The 15,323-nt window shown below is 59.4% G+C and carries 15 protein-coding genes and 1 riboswitch; of the genes, 5 read left to right on the top strand and 10 right to left on the bottom strand.

The features are described from left to right. Window positions 1–29: 29 nt before the first annotated feature. The 7 genes from cobO to JAO85_RS01280 form a co-directional block, all read right to left on the bottom strand. Entirely contained in the window at window positions 30–599 is a 570-nt protein-coding gene (cobO, locus tag JAO85_RS01310; protein WP_003080011.1) for a cob(I)yrinic acid a,c-diamide adenosyltransferase, read from the bottom strand. A 61-nt stretch (window positions 600–660) separates the two neighbouring features. Continuing rightward, the gene (locus JAO85_RS01305; protein WP_202787268.1) at window positions 661–1,458 is read right to left on the bottom strand and encodes an ABC transporter ATP-binding protein; all 798 of its coding nucleotides are present in this window, start codon (window positions 1,456–1,458) and stop codon (window positions 661–663) included. Beyond that, a complete protein-coding gene (locus JAO85_RS01300) occupies window positions 1,455–2,498 on the bottom strand; it encodes an iron ABC transporter permease (protein WP_172415209.1) in 1,044 nt (347 codons plus the stop codon). The genes JAO85_RS01305 and JAO85_RS01300 overlap by 4 nt, the downstream gene beginning before the upstream one ends. After that, complete coding sequence (locus JAO85_RS01295) at window positions 2,495–3,406, bottom strand: ABC transporter substrate-binding protein (RefSeq protein ID WP_202787267.1); 912 nt, start codon at window positions 3,404–3,406, stop codon at window positions 2,495–2,497. The genes JAO85_RS01300 and JAO85_RS01295 overlap by 4 nt, the downstream gene beginning before the upstream one ends. Then, a complete protein-coding gene (locus JAO85_RS01290; protein WP_012837952.1) occupies window positions 3,403–3,984 on the bottom strand; it encodes a bifunctional adenosylcobinamide kinase/adenosylcobinamide-phosphate guanylyltransferase in 582 nt (193 codons plus the stop codon). The genes JAO85_RS01295 and JAO85_RS01290 overlap by 4 nt, the downstream gene beginning before the upstream one ends. 50 nt (window positions 3,985–4,034) lie before the next feature. Further along, window positions 4,035–5,429 carry a cobyrinate a,c-diamide synthase gene (locus JAO85_RS01285; protein WP_039048521.1) on the bottom strand — a complete coding sequence of 465 codons (1,395 nt, stop codon included), beginning with the start codon at window positions 5,427–5,429 and terminating at the stop codon, window positions 4,035–4,037. A gap of 30 nt (window positions 5,430–5,459) precedes the next feature. Then, entirely contained in the window at window positions 5,460–7,337 is a 1,878-nt protein-coding gene (locus JAO85_RS01280) for a TonB-dependent receptor domain-containing protein (RefSeq protein ID WP_237734652.1), read from the bottom strand. Between the two features lie 67 nt (window positions 7,338–7,404). Further along, window positions 7,405–7,647: riboswitch (cobalamin riboswitch) on the bottom strand. Window positions 7,648–7,888: 241 nt separating this feature from the next. On the opposite strand from JAO85_RS01280, the gene JAO85_RS01275 reads away from it, so the two are divergent. The 3 genes from JAO85_RS01275 (at window position 7,889) to JAO85_RS01265 (ending at window position 9,379) form a co-directional block, all read left to right on the top strand. Continuing rightward, complete coding sequence (locus JAO85_RS01275) at window positions 7,889–8,098, top strand: hypothetical protein (protein WP_003063053.1); 210 nt, start codon at window positions 7,889–7,891, stop codon at window positions 8,096–8,098. A 40-nt stretch (window positions 8,099–8,138) separates the two neighbouring features. Continuing rightward, window positions 8,139–8,519, top strand: a complete 381-nt coding sequence (locus tag JAO85_RS01270; protein WP_012837949.1) for a cell division protein ZapA — start codon at window positions 8,139–8,141, stop codon at window positions 8,517–8,519. A 410-nt stretch (window positions 8,520–8,929) separates the two neighbouring features. Then, entirely contained in the window at window positions 8,930–9,379 is a 450-nt protein-coding gene (locus JAO85_RS01265) for a thermonuclease family protein (RefSeq protein WP_202787266.1), read from the top strand. A 57-nt stretch (window positions 9,380–9,436) separates the two neighbouring features. Here the strand turns inward: JAO85_RS01265 and JAO85_RS01260 are convergent, their stop codons facing one another. From JAO85_RS01260 to JAO85_RS01250, 3 genes are all read right to left on the bottom strand, one after another. Continuing rightward, entirely contained in the window at window positions 9,437–10,798 is a 1,362-nt protein-coding gene (locus JAO85_RS01260) for an MFS transporter (protein WP_202787265.1), read from the bottom strand. Between the two features lie 204 nt (window positions 10,799–11,002). Next, window positions 11,003–12,067: an aromatic ring-hydroxylating dioxygenase subunit alpha gene (locus tag JAO85_RS01255; protein ID WP_202787264.1), complete on the bottom strand. Its 1,065-nt coding sequence runs from the start codon at window positions 12,065–12,067 to the stop codon at window positions 11,003–11,005. Between the two features lie 39 nt (window positions 12,068–12,106). Next, window positions 12,107–13,057 (bottom strand): PDR/VanB family oxidoreductase, encoded by a 951-nt coding sequence (locus tag JAO85_RS01250; RefSeq protein ID WP_202787263.1) that lies wholly within the window; start codon window positions 13,055–13,057, stop codon window positions 12,107–12,109. A gap of 304 nt (window positions 13,058–13,361) precedes the next feature. On the opposite strand from JAO85_RS01250, the gene JAO85_RS01245 reads away from it, so the two are divergent. Next, window positions 13,362–13,823 carry a MarR family winged helix-turn-helix transcriptional regulator gene (locus JAO85_RS01245; protein ID WP_003063067.1) on the top strand — a complete coding sequence of 154 codons (462 nt, stop codon included), beginning with the start codon at window positions 13,362–13,364 and terminating at the stop codon, window positions 13,821–13,823. Between the two features lie 573 nt (window positions 13,824–14,396). Then, a complete protein-coding gene (locus JAO85_RS01240; protein WP_202787262.1) occupies window positions 14,397–15,296 on the top strand; it encodes a PhzF family phenazine biosynthesis protein in 900 nt (299 codons plus the stop codon). Window positions 15,297–15,323 lie beyond the last annotated feature (27 nt).

Raw genomic sequence — 15,323 nt, 5'->3', positions numbered from 1 at the left:
TTGTCGCGCCACAGACATGGCAAAAGCCATCAGTCTTCGATACCTCTTTGAGCGGGAATACCCGCCTGGAAAGCATGTTTGATCAGCGTCATCTCGGTCACGGTGTCGGCGATATCGATGATCTCCTGCGGGCAGCGGCGGCCTGTCAGGCAGACATGCACATCCTTGGGGCGTGCCTTGAGCGTGTCCAGCACCTCCTGCAGCGGCAGCCAGCCATAGATCAGCGGATAGGTGATCTCGTCGAGCACGACCAGAAACAGCTCGCCCGAGAGAATATCGGCCTTGGCCTTTTCCCAGCCGTCACGCGCCAGTTGGGCGGAGTGATCGAGGTCCTTGCTCTTCCAGCTAAAGCCGTCGCCAAGCCCTTCGATGGGCAGACCGACCTGCTCGGCCAGGCGGTGCTCGCCAAAGCGGGCCGTCGGCACCTTCATGAACTGATAGACCTTGACGGCCTTGCCCCGGCCCGTGGCGCGAAAGGCCAGACCAAAGGCGGCCGTACTCTTGCCCTTGCCATTGCCGGTGTTGACGATGATCAGGCCGCGGCGCTCGCCCTCGGGCTTTTCGTAAGGCTTCTCGGTGGGAGGAGTTTCAATATTCATAGCTACTCTCGCTTGTCTATCAAGGACTAAAGGGCAAAAAAATCAAGAATTGCGACCGAGCTCAGCTCAGGCGCGGCAGAGCCAGCCACAGGCCATCGAGTTCGCGCACCTGTATGCGCCGGTCAAACACGGCCTCCAGCGCGGCATGGGTGGCGGGATCGCTGCAAGCGCCCTGGTGGGTGATACGGCCGGCCTGTATGACGACCATTTCGTCAGCCAGCAAGGCGAAGGACAACTCGTGCAGCACGCTGACCAGGGTCGCGCCTTGCTGCACCAGACTGCGGGCCGTCAGCATCCAGTCGGTCTGGTGCGGCGGGTCAAGATTGGCCAGTGGCTCATCCATCAGCAGAGTCCGGGCCTGCACGGCCAGGGCCCTTGCCAGCAGCACGCGCTGACGTTCACCTCCCGATAGCTGGCCTATGCTGCGCTGGCGCCAGTCCCAGGCATGGGTCTGGCGCAGCGCCTGCTCCACGGCCTGCCGGTCGGCGTTCGAGGCCGGAGCCAGCCAACCCTGGTGGGGCAAACGCCCCAGCATGACCACGTCATACACGGCCATATCAGCCGCAACAGGCTGATTCTGGCCCAGCCAGGCCAGGGCCTTGGCACGCTCGCGGCCATTCCAGTCGCCCAGCTCACGGCCCTGCAAAAGCACCGCGCCGCTTTGCCGCTGGTTGGCGGCACGCATGCCGGCCATGGCGCGCAGCAGCGTGGATTTACCCGCGCCATTGGGGCCAACGATGGCCGTCCAGCGACCCCGGGGAATGCGCAGGCTGACCTGGCGCAGCACTTCACGCTCGCCCAGCTGCACGCTCAGAGCCTCGGTCGCCAACGCGATTCCAGTCTCGATATTGCTGCTCATGCGCCCTCTCCAGACGGCATGGCGCCACGCTTGTGCATCAGCCACAGCAGATAGCTGCCTCCAAGCACCGCCGTCAGCACCCCCACGGGAAGCTCCTGCGGTGCGATCAACCATCGCGCCAGCAGGTCGGCGGCCAGCAGCAGCACCGCCCCCATCAGACTACTTAGCACCAGCAGCCAGCGGTGCAGCGCGCGCACCATGGAACGCACCAGATGGGGCGCAGCCAGGCCTACAAAAGCGATCAAACCGGTCTGCGCCACGGCGGTGCCCGTGGCCAGCGCCAGCAGCACGATCAGCAGCAGACGCAGCGGCGCCAGCGGCAGACCCAGACTATGGGCCGTGGCCTCGCCGAGTGCCAAGCCGTCGAGCACGCGGCTGAGGCTACAGGCCAGCACCAGCGCGGGCAGCAGCACCCACAGCATGAGAGCGCAGGCAGGCCAGCCCGCAAACGCCGTGCTGCCCAGCATGAAAGACTGCATGGCCTGCATGATGTCGGGGTTCATGAGCAGCACCAGCGATGCGGCGGCGCCCAGCACCACACCCACCACCACGCCGGCCAGCAGCAGGCGCATGGTGTTCTGCACGCCCTTGGCCAGCACCAGGGTCAGCACCACGGCAAGCACAGCACCCGCAAAAGCCGCACCCGTCACGCCCCAGCGCGCCAGACCGGCCAAAGCGAAAGGAGAGACACCCAGGGCGGCCATGGCCAGCGCCACCCCAAGCGATGCGCCCGAAGCACTGCCCAGCAAATAAGGATCGGCCAGGGGGTTGCGAAACACACCCTGCGCCACCGCTCCGGCCAGCCCCAGCAGGCCTCCGGCCAGCAAGGCCGCCGCCGTGCGCGGCAGGCGAATATCCATCACGATCTGCCAGGCTAGCGGGTCTTGGCGCGCATTGAGTACGCTCTCAAAACCCGTGCTGCCGATACCCGCGCCCAGCAGCGCCAGCAAAGCAGCAGCCAGCGTCAGCCACAGCAGCAGCCAGGCAGCGGCCAGCCCGCGCTGCCCCCTGCGGTGACGACTGGAGATGCAGGCGTTCATGGGCTCTTGCCCTGCCTTGCCGCCAGACGCTGCAGACATTGGGCAATGATTTGCGCCCCCTCGGCCATGCGTGGGCCTGGGCGCACCAAAATGTCGGATTCCTCGGGCGTGAAGGCGCAGATCGCGCCCTGCTTCACCGCCCGCATCTGGGCCCAGCCCGGGTATTCCGGCACGCCGGTTTTCCAGGCTCGCTCGCCGGCCATCAGAATGTCAGGATCCAGCTTGACCACATATTCGGGATTCAGGCGCGGAAACGGCCCTTGCCTGGCGTCGACCACGTTGCGCAGATGCAGCCGCGTCAGTGTCTGGCCGATAAAGGATTTTTCACCGGCGGCATACGGGCCGCGACTGGCTTCAAAGTACACGCGCTGACCGCGCATGGCTTCGGGCACGCTGGCAGCGGCCTTGTTCAGGTCGGCTTCGACCCCGGTCCAGACGCGGTCTGCGCCCTGTGTGGGCGGCAAGGCGAGCAGCTGACCTATTTTCTGCATCACGGTGTGCGCTTCCTCGTGGGTACGCGGCTCCAGCGCCACCACCTTGAGGCCCAGCGCCTCCATTCGCGCAATGGCCCGTGATGCCATGGAAACCAGCACCAGATCTGGCTTTAGCGCCACAATAGCCTCGATATTCGGATCCAGCCCGCCCCCAACCACGGGCACGGTCTTCACATGGGCGGGCCAATTGGAATAGCGATCCACCCCCACCAGACGCTCGCAACCGCCCAGCGCGCACAGGCTCTCGGTCAGCGAGGGCAGCAGGCTGACGATGCGCTGCGGCGGTTTGGCCAATTGCACCTGCGCGCCACGTGCATCGGTGATCTGCACGGACTGCGCCGCCACCGACAAAGCCCCGGCCAGGCCGCAAACAAGCAGCGCAGCAGCGGCAAACTGTTTTACGGTGGCCCTCATGCCTGCGGCCCTTTCAACGCCAGAGGCAAGCCGGCGCACATCAGCGTGACGCTTTCGCAATGCGCTGCCGCCTGCTGATTGAGCAAGCCCAGCGCATCGACAAATGCGCGCACTTCGCGCCCCATGGGAATCACGCCCAGACCGATTTCGTTGCCGACCAGAATCACGGGGCCGGCAGCTTCGTCAAGGGCTTTCAGAAAGAGAGCTAGCTGTGCTTGCCAGTCCGGAGCTGGAGATGGGCTGTCTTCAGAATTCCCGGTCTGCACCGGCATCAACCAGTTTGTCAGCCACAGGGTCAGGCAATCAATCACCAGCAGGCGCTGCGGGCTGCTGTGCTGGGCCAGCACCTGGGCCAGCTCGCGAGGCTCCTCTATGGTCAACATGCCTGGCACGCGCTCGGCGCGGTCGCGCTGGTGGCGCGCAATGCGCTCGCTCATTTCCGCATCCCAGGCCTGGCCGGTCGCCACCAGCGCAGCCTGATTCCCGGCATCCATCTGCAGCCACTGGCGCGCCAGCAGCTCTGCACGACGGGATTTACCGCTTTTTTGCCCGCCCAGAATCAGCTGAGTACGCGGCATGACGAAGGAGGAGGTGCTTGCAGGGCTCATGGTGGTGATGGACAAAAGGCTCAGTCTTCGATTGTTGCGCCAAAAAGCGACGCCACCGCTGCCGGGCAGGACGGAAACCAGGCATGAAAGTAACTGGCCCGCACACTGCCATATTGATAAAGTGCCTCGCCACGGTCTGCCTGTACGGCTGCGCCGGGACGGCTGCTGCGCGTGAGCACCGGCATGGCCGTCTCCAGCCTTGTGTAGTGAAAGGTATGGCCGCGCAGCAAGCCCATATCGAGCGCCAGCTGCTGCATGCCCAGACCGCCAAGCCGGCTCTGCATCACAACCTGACCTGGCAGCAGCCCCCACATGGGCTGGGTGCTGCCGTCCAGGGCAGCTACTCCATCACACAGGGCAAGCATGCCGCCGCACTCGGCCCAGACCGGCTTGCCCTGCGCCATATGCTCGGCAAGGCCGTCGCGCAACGGCCGGTTCTCATGCAAGGCCCGGGCATGCAGCTCCGGATAGCCGCCGGGCAGCCAGATCGCATCGCAGGGCGGCAGCGCATCGCCAGCCAGCGGCGAGAAAAAGCACAACTCGGCCCCCATGGCACGCAGACAGTCCAGATTGGCGGGATAAATAAAGGAAAACGCCGCATCGCGCGCGATGGCAATGCGACGCCCGCCCAGCCAGGACTCCAGCCGAGCTTGATCGCCGGACATGTCGGGCGCTGCAAAGTCCACGTTCCAGTCCTGCCAGCTGGGCTGACCGTCGTCCGAGCTCCAGGCCCGTTGCCCCAGGGGAGTCTGGGCCAGGGCGTCGGCCGCAGCGTCCAGGCGCTCCAAGGCATCGCCAAGCTCGTGGGCTGCAATCAGGCCCAGGTGGCGCTCGGGCAGCAGCGCTGCTGACTTGGCCTTGACCGCTGCATCGCCCAGTTGCACACCGGGCATGGCACCCAGCCACAGCGACTGGTCGCGCAGGCCTTGCCTGAGCAGATCGGCATGATGAGCCGTGGCCACGCGGTTGGCCAGCATGCCGGCCCAGCGCAGACCGCCCTGGTAATGCTGCAAGCCATAGGCCAGCGCCCCGAAAGTGCCCGCCATGGCCGAGGCATCGACCACAGCCAGCACAGGCAGACCCAGCAACTGCGCCAGATCGCCAGCGCTGAAGTTGCCGTCGAACAAGCCCATCACGCCTTCGACAAGAATCAGATCGGCCTCCTGGGCCGCCTCATTCAGACGCTGGCGCACATCCCCCTCGCCCGTCATCCACAAATCCACCGAATGCACGGGCGAACCGCTGGCCAGCTCGTGCCAATAGGGGTCCAGAAAATCCGGCCCGCACTTGAATACGCGCACCTTGCGTCCCTGGCGTGCATGCAGGCGAGCCAGGGCAGCCGTGATGGTGGTCTTGCCCTGGCCGGAGGCCGGAGCACTGATCAGCAGCGCCGGGCAGCGCGTGATCTCAGTCATTGCAAACACCTCGATTGCACTGGTCACCTCTCATCGCGGCTGCCACTGCAAGGTCAGATAACCTGCACGGCCGCGCGTGTTGTAGCCATAGGCCGTGGTGTAGTCCTTGTCCGTAAGGTTGGATACCCTGGCAGACAGCGTCCAGTCCTTGTCCAGACGGTAGCTGGCATACAAGTCCACGGTTGTGTATTGACCCAGTAGCTTTTCTGGTGTGTTTTTAACGTCGTCATAGCGCTTGCCCACAGACTGGGCGGAAGCGCCAAAGGTCCAGCCACCCCAATCCTTGTCCGCCGACAGCCGCGTCACATGGCGCGCACGACGTGGCAGCAGCGTGCCAGTCAGGCTGTTGCGCGGGTCAAGCTGATCGTAGTCAGCACGCAGGGTCCAGCCCATGAACTGGCCGCTATACCCCAAGGTCCAACCTTTGATACGACTGCGAGGAATGTTCTCTGGCTTGGTGGTGTTCGCGATGTAGCCACGAATACGATTATCAAAGCGGACCAGCTTCACAGAGTGACCGCCCTCGCTCCAAGTCACTCCTACATCAGTGTTGCGTCCCTGCTCCGGCTTAAGGTCCGGCGAGCCATAGTCAGGCCAGTACAACTGATTGAAAGTCGGCGCGACAAAGCTGGTTCCGTGGGACGCATGCATCCGCCATTGAGAGCTCAGCTGCAATCCATATCCAACACCCCAGGTATTCTTGCTGCCGAACTGGGAGTTGTCGTCTCTGCGCAGATTCGCCTGCCAGCTATGGCCTGCTTTTTCACCGGTCAGACCCACAAAACCGGAGTTCACTGTCCGCTCGGTCACCGAGTATTTGGTGCTGCTCTTGACCTCTTGCTCAAGACGCTCCAGACCCGCCACCACCAGACCCACAGGCGTAGCGATATCGTTTTGCCATTGGTACTGGCGCTGTGTCGTTGCAAACAGACCAGGCAAGTTGTACGACTGGGCCGACGCGATGGCATTGCTTTCATCGCGCGAATGACTAATGGTGAACTTGGACTTCCAATCCGGCAAGATCCTGCCTGTGACAGATGCCGTGCTGACTTGGGAGCGCAGAGCGCTGCGTGTATCCACGCCCGGGCCGTCATCGAAATGATTGACACCCTCGGAATAGAGCACGCTGCCATCTACGCGCCAATTGGGGTTGATCTCGTAGCCCAAGGAGGCATTGAGTGTGCTTTGACGAAAAGGATCACGGTCCGGATTAAAGTTGCCGTATGGCACTTTAGGGTTAGTAGAAGAGAAGCCATGCTCCGTCGTACGCTGGGCATTCAGCGAATAGTTCCAGCCTTGCTGCGAACCACTCAGACCTGCAGCAGCCTGTGCAAAGTGATCGCTTCCAAGCGTCACGCTGGCGTAGGGGTTGAAAGGCTTATCACCCACCCCCTTTTTGGTGAAAATCTGCACCACCCCGCCCACCGCATCGCTGCCGTACAAGGATGAAGCGGGGCCCTTGATCACCTCAATGCGCTCAATGGAAGCCAGCGGAATATTGCTCCAAGAAGGACCACCGCTAGTCGCAGAACCATAACGCACACCATCCACCAGCAAAATAGTGTGGCGACTCTCCGTGCCACGTGTGAAGACACTAGTCTCCTTCCCAAGGCCACCATTGCTGCTCATCTGCAGCCCGGCCTCACGCTGGAGTAGCTCTGGCAGGCTGCTGCCAACCGCACGCTCAATCTTCTTGGTGTCAATTACGGTCACATCTGCCGCCAGCTGGTCCACAGAAGCCTCAGCACGGCTGCCAGTGACGACTGTCTCAGCCAGCTGACGTCCCCCCGCAGTTTGCGCATGGGTACTCAGACTAGAGAAAGAAGCAAAAAAAAGCACAGCCGCAACTGCTACACGGGTGCGGGAAAATGGCGCCACGCTGCGCACTGGCGAGGAAACTCTAGGCATGAGAAATCTGCAAGAAAGCGCCCAACCCAGCCAACCCGCCGACATTGAGCAAACATACCTGCACAGAATGCAGGCAACCCATGTTGGCCGGTATCCGGGCTAGGCGATTCTTCCTTTTGCCAGCCTTCCCAGCACGCAAGCGCCAGTGGCCATGAATGGAAAAGGAGGAGTGCTACGCACTCCATTCGCCGACCGTTGCGGGGGCAGCGCAGGTTCGGTGTGCCAGTGTGTCTGGCCAGCACCTCCCTGCTTCCCGTTGAACTGAGCCCACAGAAAAGCGGCCTCGAGCACCAACAGACGCCCATTGTAATGAGCGCTACGCGGCGCAGATCCTTCATTCGGAGTAACCGAGCGCGGCTCAGGTGACGATTTTTTACCTTAAATATGCGTTTGAGGTACACAGAACTTGTGCAGCACGCTACGATTTTGAGAGAAATATTGCAGTTTTACGATTGCGGCAGTCAAGCAGCCTGTGCTCCTGCACAAACTGCTGAATTTGCCTGCACATTTATACTCACCCACGGACTGCAAGACCTACAATGGCAGAGTCTATGACCACCCAGCCCTCTCTTGATCTCATTGCCGAGCGCGTAGAGCGTCTGCTGGTGCGCCACGAGGAACTGCAGCGCACCAACACCCTGCTCACCGATCAGGTCATCGCTCTGACGCAAGAGCGCGATTTGCTGCGTCTGCGCCTGCAGGCCGCACGTGCGCGCGTCGATGCCTTGATCGAACGCCTGCCCGCCAACCAGGGAGAGTGACAGTCGTCACCCTCCATCACCAGACCCGCCACTGACGCCCATGAAGCAGATCGATGTGCAAATCATGCAGCAAAGCTATGTGCTGACCTGCCCCGATGGTCAAGAAGAACGTGTGCAGGAAGCCGTTCGCCGCGTGGACGAAGCCATGAACCGCATCCGCGACAGCGGCAAGGTCCGCTCGCGCGAGCGCGTGGCAGTGCTGGCAGCCCTCAACATGGCTTTCGACGTGCTTGACCGCGATGCCCAGCAAGCCCTTATGGCCAACGCCCAGGCAGAAATGCAGGCGCTTGCTCAGGAGCAGCTCGCCCCCGCCGAGGTCAATGAGGCCGCCCAGGCTGAGCTGCAGCGCCAGCAGGAGCTTGCCGAGCAACTGGTGCTCAAGCTCGATCAGGCACTGGATGCTGACGCCAGGCTGCTCTGATCGGGTAACCTCAGCAGCAAAGCAGTCATGACCTCCGCGCGACTGCCAATACCCGTTAGAATAAAACCGTCTGCAAATCTGCCGGTTTTTATATTTCCTTGAACCAATGCTCAACGAGCATGGGCTTGATAAATCACCTATTGAGCGTGATCGTCTCGCGTCAGATGAACCCAACGATAGGTTGCTCTTGCCCACCTGAACCCCCGGTTCAGGATGACGAGCCGGTGGCATTTGCAGACACCTTTACACACACAAGCTGTTGATTTGCTTGCTTTCCAGCCACGAAGATGGTCTGAAGAATCAAACAAAGCCGGGCATCGCAGGCAATTGAAATCAACAACTTGTGCATCTATCTGGATTGATGATTGGCCCGCGTTGCGGGCCTTTTTCTTGCCCAATAGACTGAAGCCATGCTTGTAGCCACCCTTCTCTGCCTCGTCATCGGCATCTCAGACGGTCGCACCCTGACCGCGCGCTGTGGTGAGCCTGGCGCTTATGAGCAGATCACGGTCAGGCTGCAGGGCATCGATGCACCCGAGCGCAAGCAACCATTCGGCGAGAGCGCCCGACAAGCATTGGCTGAACTGACATTTCTTAAGGAGGCAGAACTGCGCTGCACCAAGACAGATCGGTTCCAGCGACAGATCTGCTCTGTTTGGGTGACGCCTGCATCGGCACCCAGCGGGCCACGCACGCTCGATGCCGGCTTGGCCATGATCACCCAAGGCATGGCCCGGTGGTACCGCGCCTGTGGCCACGAACAGTCTCCCCAGGCGCGTGGACAGTATGAGTTTGCCGAGCAAGAGGCCATGGCACGCAAAGTCGGGCTGTGGCGTGATCCAGAGCCAATCGCGCCGTAGGTAGCGAGGTCCACGAACCAGTGCTACCGGCCAGGAGCAGGCGGTCAGAAGTTCATATCAATCGGCTGTCTCAGGGGCATCATGCATCACCAATGGCTGAGGCGCAGTTGAAGCAGTATTCCTGCGCTGTAGTTGATAAACGGCTAATGCAGCACCCAAGAAGACAAGACCATAGAGCGAAAAGAGCTGGTCAGGCCTCCAACTGGCGTCAATGAGCTTGCCCGCGACCAATGGCGAGACAATAGCGCCGATGCGCCCCACGCCGATTGCCCACCCCAGTCCCGTGACGCGCTGTGTCGCGGTATAGATGTTCGGTGTCAAAGCATAGAGTCCAGCAACGCATCCGTTGACAAACACACCAATAGCCAGGGCGGTCGCGAATGCCATTCCCAAGTTGCCAAGCAGGCTCACAAATGTGCACATCAATGCAGCGTTAATGATGAGATAGAGCATGAGTACCCGGGACAGTCGGTACTTTGCTGCCAGGAAACCAATTAGCGAAGTACCGACAATGCCTCCCACATTGAGCAGAACGCCACCAGTGATACCTTGCTGGTTGGACAATCCCGCCGTCACCAGCAACTTCGGGGTCCAGCTCATCACAAAGTAAAAGCCGAACATAACGATAAAAAAGGCGGCCCAAATCAGCAAGGTAGACGCGGCAAGTCCAGGTGCAAGCAAGCTGGTAACACGGTTCGCTCCTGCTGTTGCCGTCGATTGATTGAAAGCGGGCATTTGCGCCAGAGGCTCCAGTCCTACTTTCAATCGAATGATGTTCATCTTCCCAAGCGCATTGGAGGGACGCTTAGCAATCAGGAAATCCAACGATTCAGGCAACCACAAAAACATGACTGGCAAAGTCACCAATGTCGCCACCCCGCCATACAGGAATACTGATCGCCAGCCCAGGCTAGGGATCAGTTGCGTTGCAATCAGCCCCCCAATAGTGGCCCCCAAGGCATATGCCGTGGCTTGCAAACTGATGGCCAAACCGCGCCAGCGACTAGATGCATACTCGCCAGCGATCACATAACTGCTGGCTAGAATGCCTCCGATGCCCAAACCGGTGAACAGTCGCAGCGCACCCAGTTGAACGGCGGACTGTGCATATGCAGATGCCAGCATGCCGATGCCAGCAATCGCAATACACAGCATGATGAGCGGTCGTCGGCCTATCCTGTCAGCCCAAGGCGCGATAACCAGCGAACCCAGGGCCATACCCACAAGCCCTGCACTGAGTAAATAGCCCAGCTGTACGCCACTCAACGCCCATTGACTGGCGACCGACGTAGCCGTGAAAGCCATCACCAGCACATCAAACCCATCAAGCATATTGATGAGAAAGCATAGTGCGATGACAAACCATTGATATGCAGACATTGGCTCATCATCCATTTTCCCCACGACTGAAGAGTTCATGGTTGTCTCCTTTTATAAATTGCTACGTCAGGCGTAGCTTGGCCTTGGTCTGAGCCTGCTCATAGCTAAAGCAGTCCATCTGGGTTTTCTGAAGCGGATTTAGGTGGCGATCAGGCGCGAGATAGATACCCGCTGATTACCGTTGATGCAGAGGTGTACTTGAGAGGATTGAGCCCAAACAACCCATGCCTTTCGCATAGGGAGTTAAACCATTAATCTCTCAATAATCCGTCGAGCGCGATTCGCTCCCACGTCAACATGGATATCGATCATGGACTTAGGCCCGAAGCGAATCATGTTCTGATACTGCGCTTCAATCACGACCTTGTCCTCGTCAAAGGTGAGCTCGGTTTGCTCCAGAACCTTGCGTTTGACTTCCTCTATGTCCTTGATCGGATTGGTCGCCATGGTCCAGAAGTAGTGGCAAGTCGTCTCGCTCTCTGGCGTCACCCCATGAAACCCACGCATGTGAAAGCCGCCTCTTTGCGGATCGTCCATAGCGTCGGTTCCCTGATCGACAGCACCTGTCCAGATCAGCAGATGGGATACGCGAAATTCGATCTCCTGCCAACGGTCCACATTCCCCTTGAAAGGATAAGCTGCGGAGTATGTCGGAGGCGGCACCGAGTCGGGCATATACCGCACCACTCTGACAAAGTCTCCTTCGCTTTCGACCTTCATTTCTGCATTCATATGCAGCTTGGCATTGCCCCCGATGGTGTGCAAATGCACATAACCAAGGTGACTGAGATCCAACAGGTTGTCGTGGATGAGCTGGTACGGTGCGTTGTAGTGGTAAACGTCGCCCCCATAGACATACTCTGGCGAGCTGTGAACCGAATACGAGGGTGCGTCGCACATAGGCTCGGGATTCTCTGGCTTACCGAACCAGATCCAAATGAGTCCGTCCCGCTCTTGTACGTGATAGGCCGAAACTTTGGCCTTGGAAGGAATTCTCTCCTGGCCGGGGATCTCCACGCACTTGCCCTCATGGTTGTAGAGCAGACCGTGGTAGCCGCAGCGCAATCCGCAGCTCTCCACAGTTCCAGCGGACAACGGCAAAGCACGATGGCAGCAACGATCTTCAAGTGCCGCCACTGTGCCGTCACCGATACGGAACAGCACTACAGCCTCTCCCAGTAACTTACGCCCAACCGGCTTGTCGGCCAGCTCTGATGAATGTGCTGCGACATACCACTGATTGAGGGGAAATTTGCTCCTTTGCGGCACAGCGCTCTCTCGAGCAGGATGAATCGAAATAGTGGTCATCGTAGGTCTCCTTGGAAAATCGTTGAGGGAAGGCTGGAATCAAAGATCGAGCACCAGCAGCTTGCTGCGAGCTCGTGAGCAACAAGGCGTGAAGCACTTGTTCGCAGCCTTCTCTGCGTCCGTCAAATATTGGTCACGGTGGTCTGGAACACCCTCCAGCACACGGGTCACGCAGGTTCCGCATATGCCTTGCTCGCAAGACACGGGGATATCCACGCCGGCTTGATCAAGCACTTCGAACACCGATGCACCCACGGGTATCTCGTATCGGTATCCTGTGCTGGCAATCTGCACTTCAAACAGCTGGTCGCCTTCCTGCGGCGATGAGCCAGCGGCGAAGAACTCCTTGTGCACATTGCCTAATGGCCAATTACGCTCCGATGCAGTGCCAAGCACACAGTCCATGAAGCCACTTGGACCACACACGTAGATATGAGTGTCTGGATCAGGCCTTTTCAGAAGTTCTGCCAAGTGGGCGCTGGTGTTGCCATCCAGATACAAATGCACTGACTGCGCCAAGGAATCCGATCTCAGCAGATCGCCAAAGGCTGCGCGGGCCTGAGATCGACAGAAGTAATGAAGCTCAAAGTCATGTTGCCGGAGGGCGAGTGCTTGCGCCATGCAGATCAGCGGCGTAATCCCGATCCCTCCTGCGAGAAGCAGATGCTTTCTCGCTACGGGTGCCAGTTCAAATAGATTTCTGGGTTCGCTGGCATGAACCCTAGAGCCAACCGTGAGCTGTTCATGCACGGAAATCGAGCCACCGCGTGACTCTTTCTCGCGCTGAACTGCGATCGTGTACTTGGCTGAAGATCGGGATTCGCTTGGATGGCACAAGGAATATTGCCGGATCAGACCATTCGGCAAATGAACATCAATGTGGGCTCCTGGTTCAAATGCGGGAAGAACCGTTCCTTGCGCAGATATGAAGTCAAGGCTGATGATGTCTTCAGCTTCCTGCACTCTTCGTTGAACAACAAGCTCTAGCATGTGGGACTCTCTATTGAAAAAGCCAACGCCTCTCCCTGACACAGAGCGTCATGGACTTTGGCTGTAATTGGGTTGCCTGTTCTAAGTTGCCGCTACCGGGCAGTTGGACTCGCGGAGCAAGGCTTAGCGTTTGATCGATTGATGGCTCATGTTCAAGATCCCGTTCACAGTTGCCTAGTTGGCCTCGAAATTTTGTTGAGATATCAACCAATAAAACGCAGCTATAGTGCAAGCACAGATGCGTCAGTGTAGAAAAATCTGTTGAGATCTCAACTAATATTTACCCTAAGTTGGCATAGATTGCATGAAGAAAAAAAAGAAACTCGACCTTGAGCGCTACGCGCCGGCGTTACTGGCCTTCATCGCGAACAAGCTGTCCTCCGGGGCATCACAGGTCTATCGAGAGAACTTCGATGTAGGCATCGTCGAGTGGCGCGTGTTGTCCATGCTGGCTGTGGAGAACCACATTCCTGCGCAGCGGATATGCCAGGTAGTCGGACTGGACAAGAGTGCGGTGAGCAAGTCTGTTCAAGTTCTGCAAAACGCAGGTTATGTGCAGTCACAAGTTGATGCGGTAGACGCGAGGCGATACACCCTCAGCCTCACCGCAGAGGGCCAACATTTGCATGATCAGATCTTCGATGTGGCAAAAGAAAGAGAGCGTCGCCTTCTGCAAACGCTGACACATGAAGAAGTGGAGTTGCTGATCGATATGCTCAACCGTCTCCACAAGCAAGTTGATCACGTCAACGCGTACAGGCCCTAGGGATACAAAGCCGCGTCGCTTCGCTGCGCGGCTTAATTCAGGTGCTATAGCTGTCTGTTCCGGGTAAGCATCACCCTGTCGCTGAGCGCAGAAGCGGCAGTTCGATTCAGTACGCACCTAGTTGCACCGTCGAGTGACTGGCTCCAAAGATAGAGCAGCCGTTGTAGGTCCTGCCGACCCTCAGCAGAATTTCGGATGCTGCAAATACTGCGGGATGAGAGCATCAAGCTGACAGCTCGTAAGTTGTGCGACTGGTTCCCCGGGGCACGCAGGCCTCTGCAGCATGCAATGGCAGGTGAGAATCTCGTGCAGGCGATTGACGTGCTTCGATAAGCGGCCATTCCAACTATCAATCCTGAAGCCTGCTCTATTTGCAACACTACTGCAGCCTAAGTGGTAGTCAATGTGTTGCATCGACTGGCTGAATCCGCCACCGATTGCGGCTGTCACTGTTCAACACACAGCAGCCGTTCCGAAGTGAAATCGCCAGCAAGCGCATGACATGATTCAGCGCCCCCTCGTCGCAGGCTGTGCGCCTTCTTGTCTACTGCTGTCCACCAACATCCCTCCGCCATGAGCACCGCCATCCCCCTTCAGCCCCGCCCTTTCATGACCGTGGATGTCTTCACGGCCGTGTCCTACCGCGGCAACCCCGTGACTGTAGTGCTCGATGGGCGCGACCTTGACGATGCGCAGATGCAAAACTTTGCGCGCTGGACCAACCTGTCCGAGACCACCTTTGTCCTGCCCCCGACGGACGCGGGCCGCGCCCAGGGCGCCGACTATCGAGTGCGCATCTTCACCCCGGCCGCCGAAATGCCGTTTGCCGGCTACCCGACGCTGGGCACCTGCCACGCTTGGCTCGCCCAGGGCGGGGTCCCCAAGCATCCAGAGCGCATCGTGCAAGAGTGCGCCAAGGGTCTGATCCCCATCCAGCGCTCGATCCACGGCCTGGCCTTCGCCACTCCGGCCCACCAGGCCCTGCCCCTGCCTGACCATTTGCACCTGATCTACGAGGCTCTGGGCATAGACGCAGCCCAAATACAGGATGCCGCCTACCTGGACAATGGAGCACAGTGGCTGTGCCTGCTGCTGGACAATACCGACAGCGTTCTCGGCCTGGAGCCCGACTTGGCACGCATCAAGGCCCTGGGCCACAAGGTGGGGGTCGCTGCTCTGTATCAGGCCACCAATGCGATGCCACTGATTGGCGGCGCCTGCCAGGAGATACAGGCACAGCTGGAAGTGCGCGCCTTTTCCACCACCGGTGTGGAAGACCCGGTTACCGGCAGCCTGAATGGCAACCTGGCTCAGTGGCTAATCGCGCAGAAACATATGCAGGCGCCCTACGTGGCAAGCCAAGGGATCCGCGTTGGCCGCAACGGCCGAGTGTCCGTGCAGCAGGATGAACAACAACAACTGTGGATTGGAGGCCACACAGTCACCTGCATGCAAGGCACGGTCCAACTGTAAGAGCACCCCCGATCCATGAGGCGTGCA

Source organism: Comamonas sp. NyZ500 (assembly GCF_016772095.1).
In the GTDB taxonomy this organism is placed as follows: Bacteria; Pseudomonadota; Gammaproteobacteria; order Burkholderiales; family Burkholderiaceae_C; genus Comamonas; species Comamonas thiooxydans.
The sequence above is the reverse complement of the archived record's forward strand: the minus strand, read 5'-3'. Positions and strand labels throughout refer to the sequence as shown.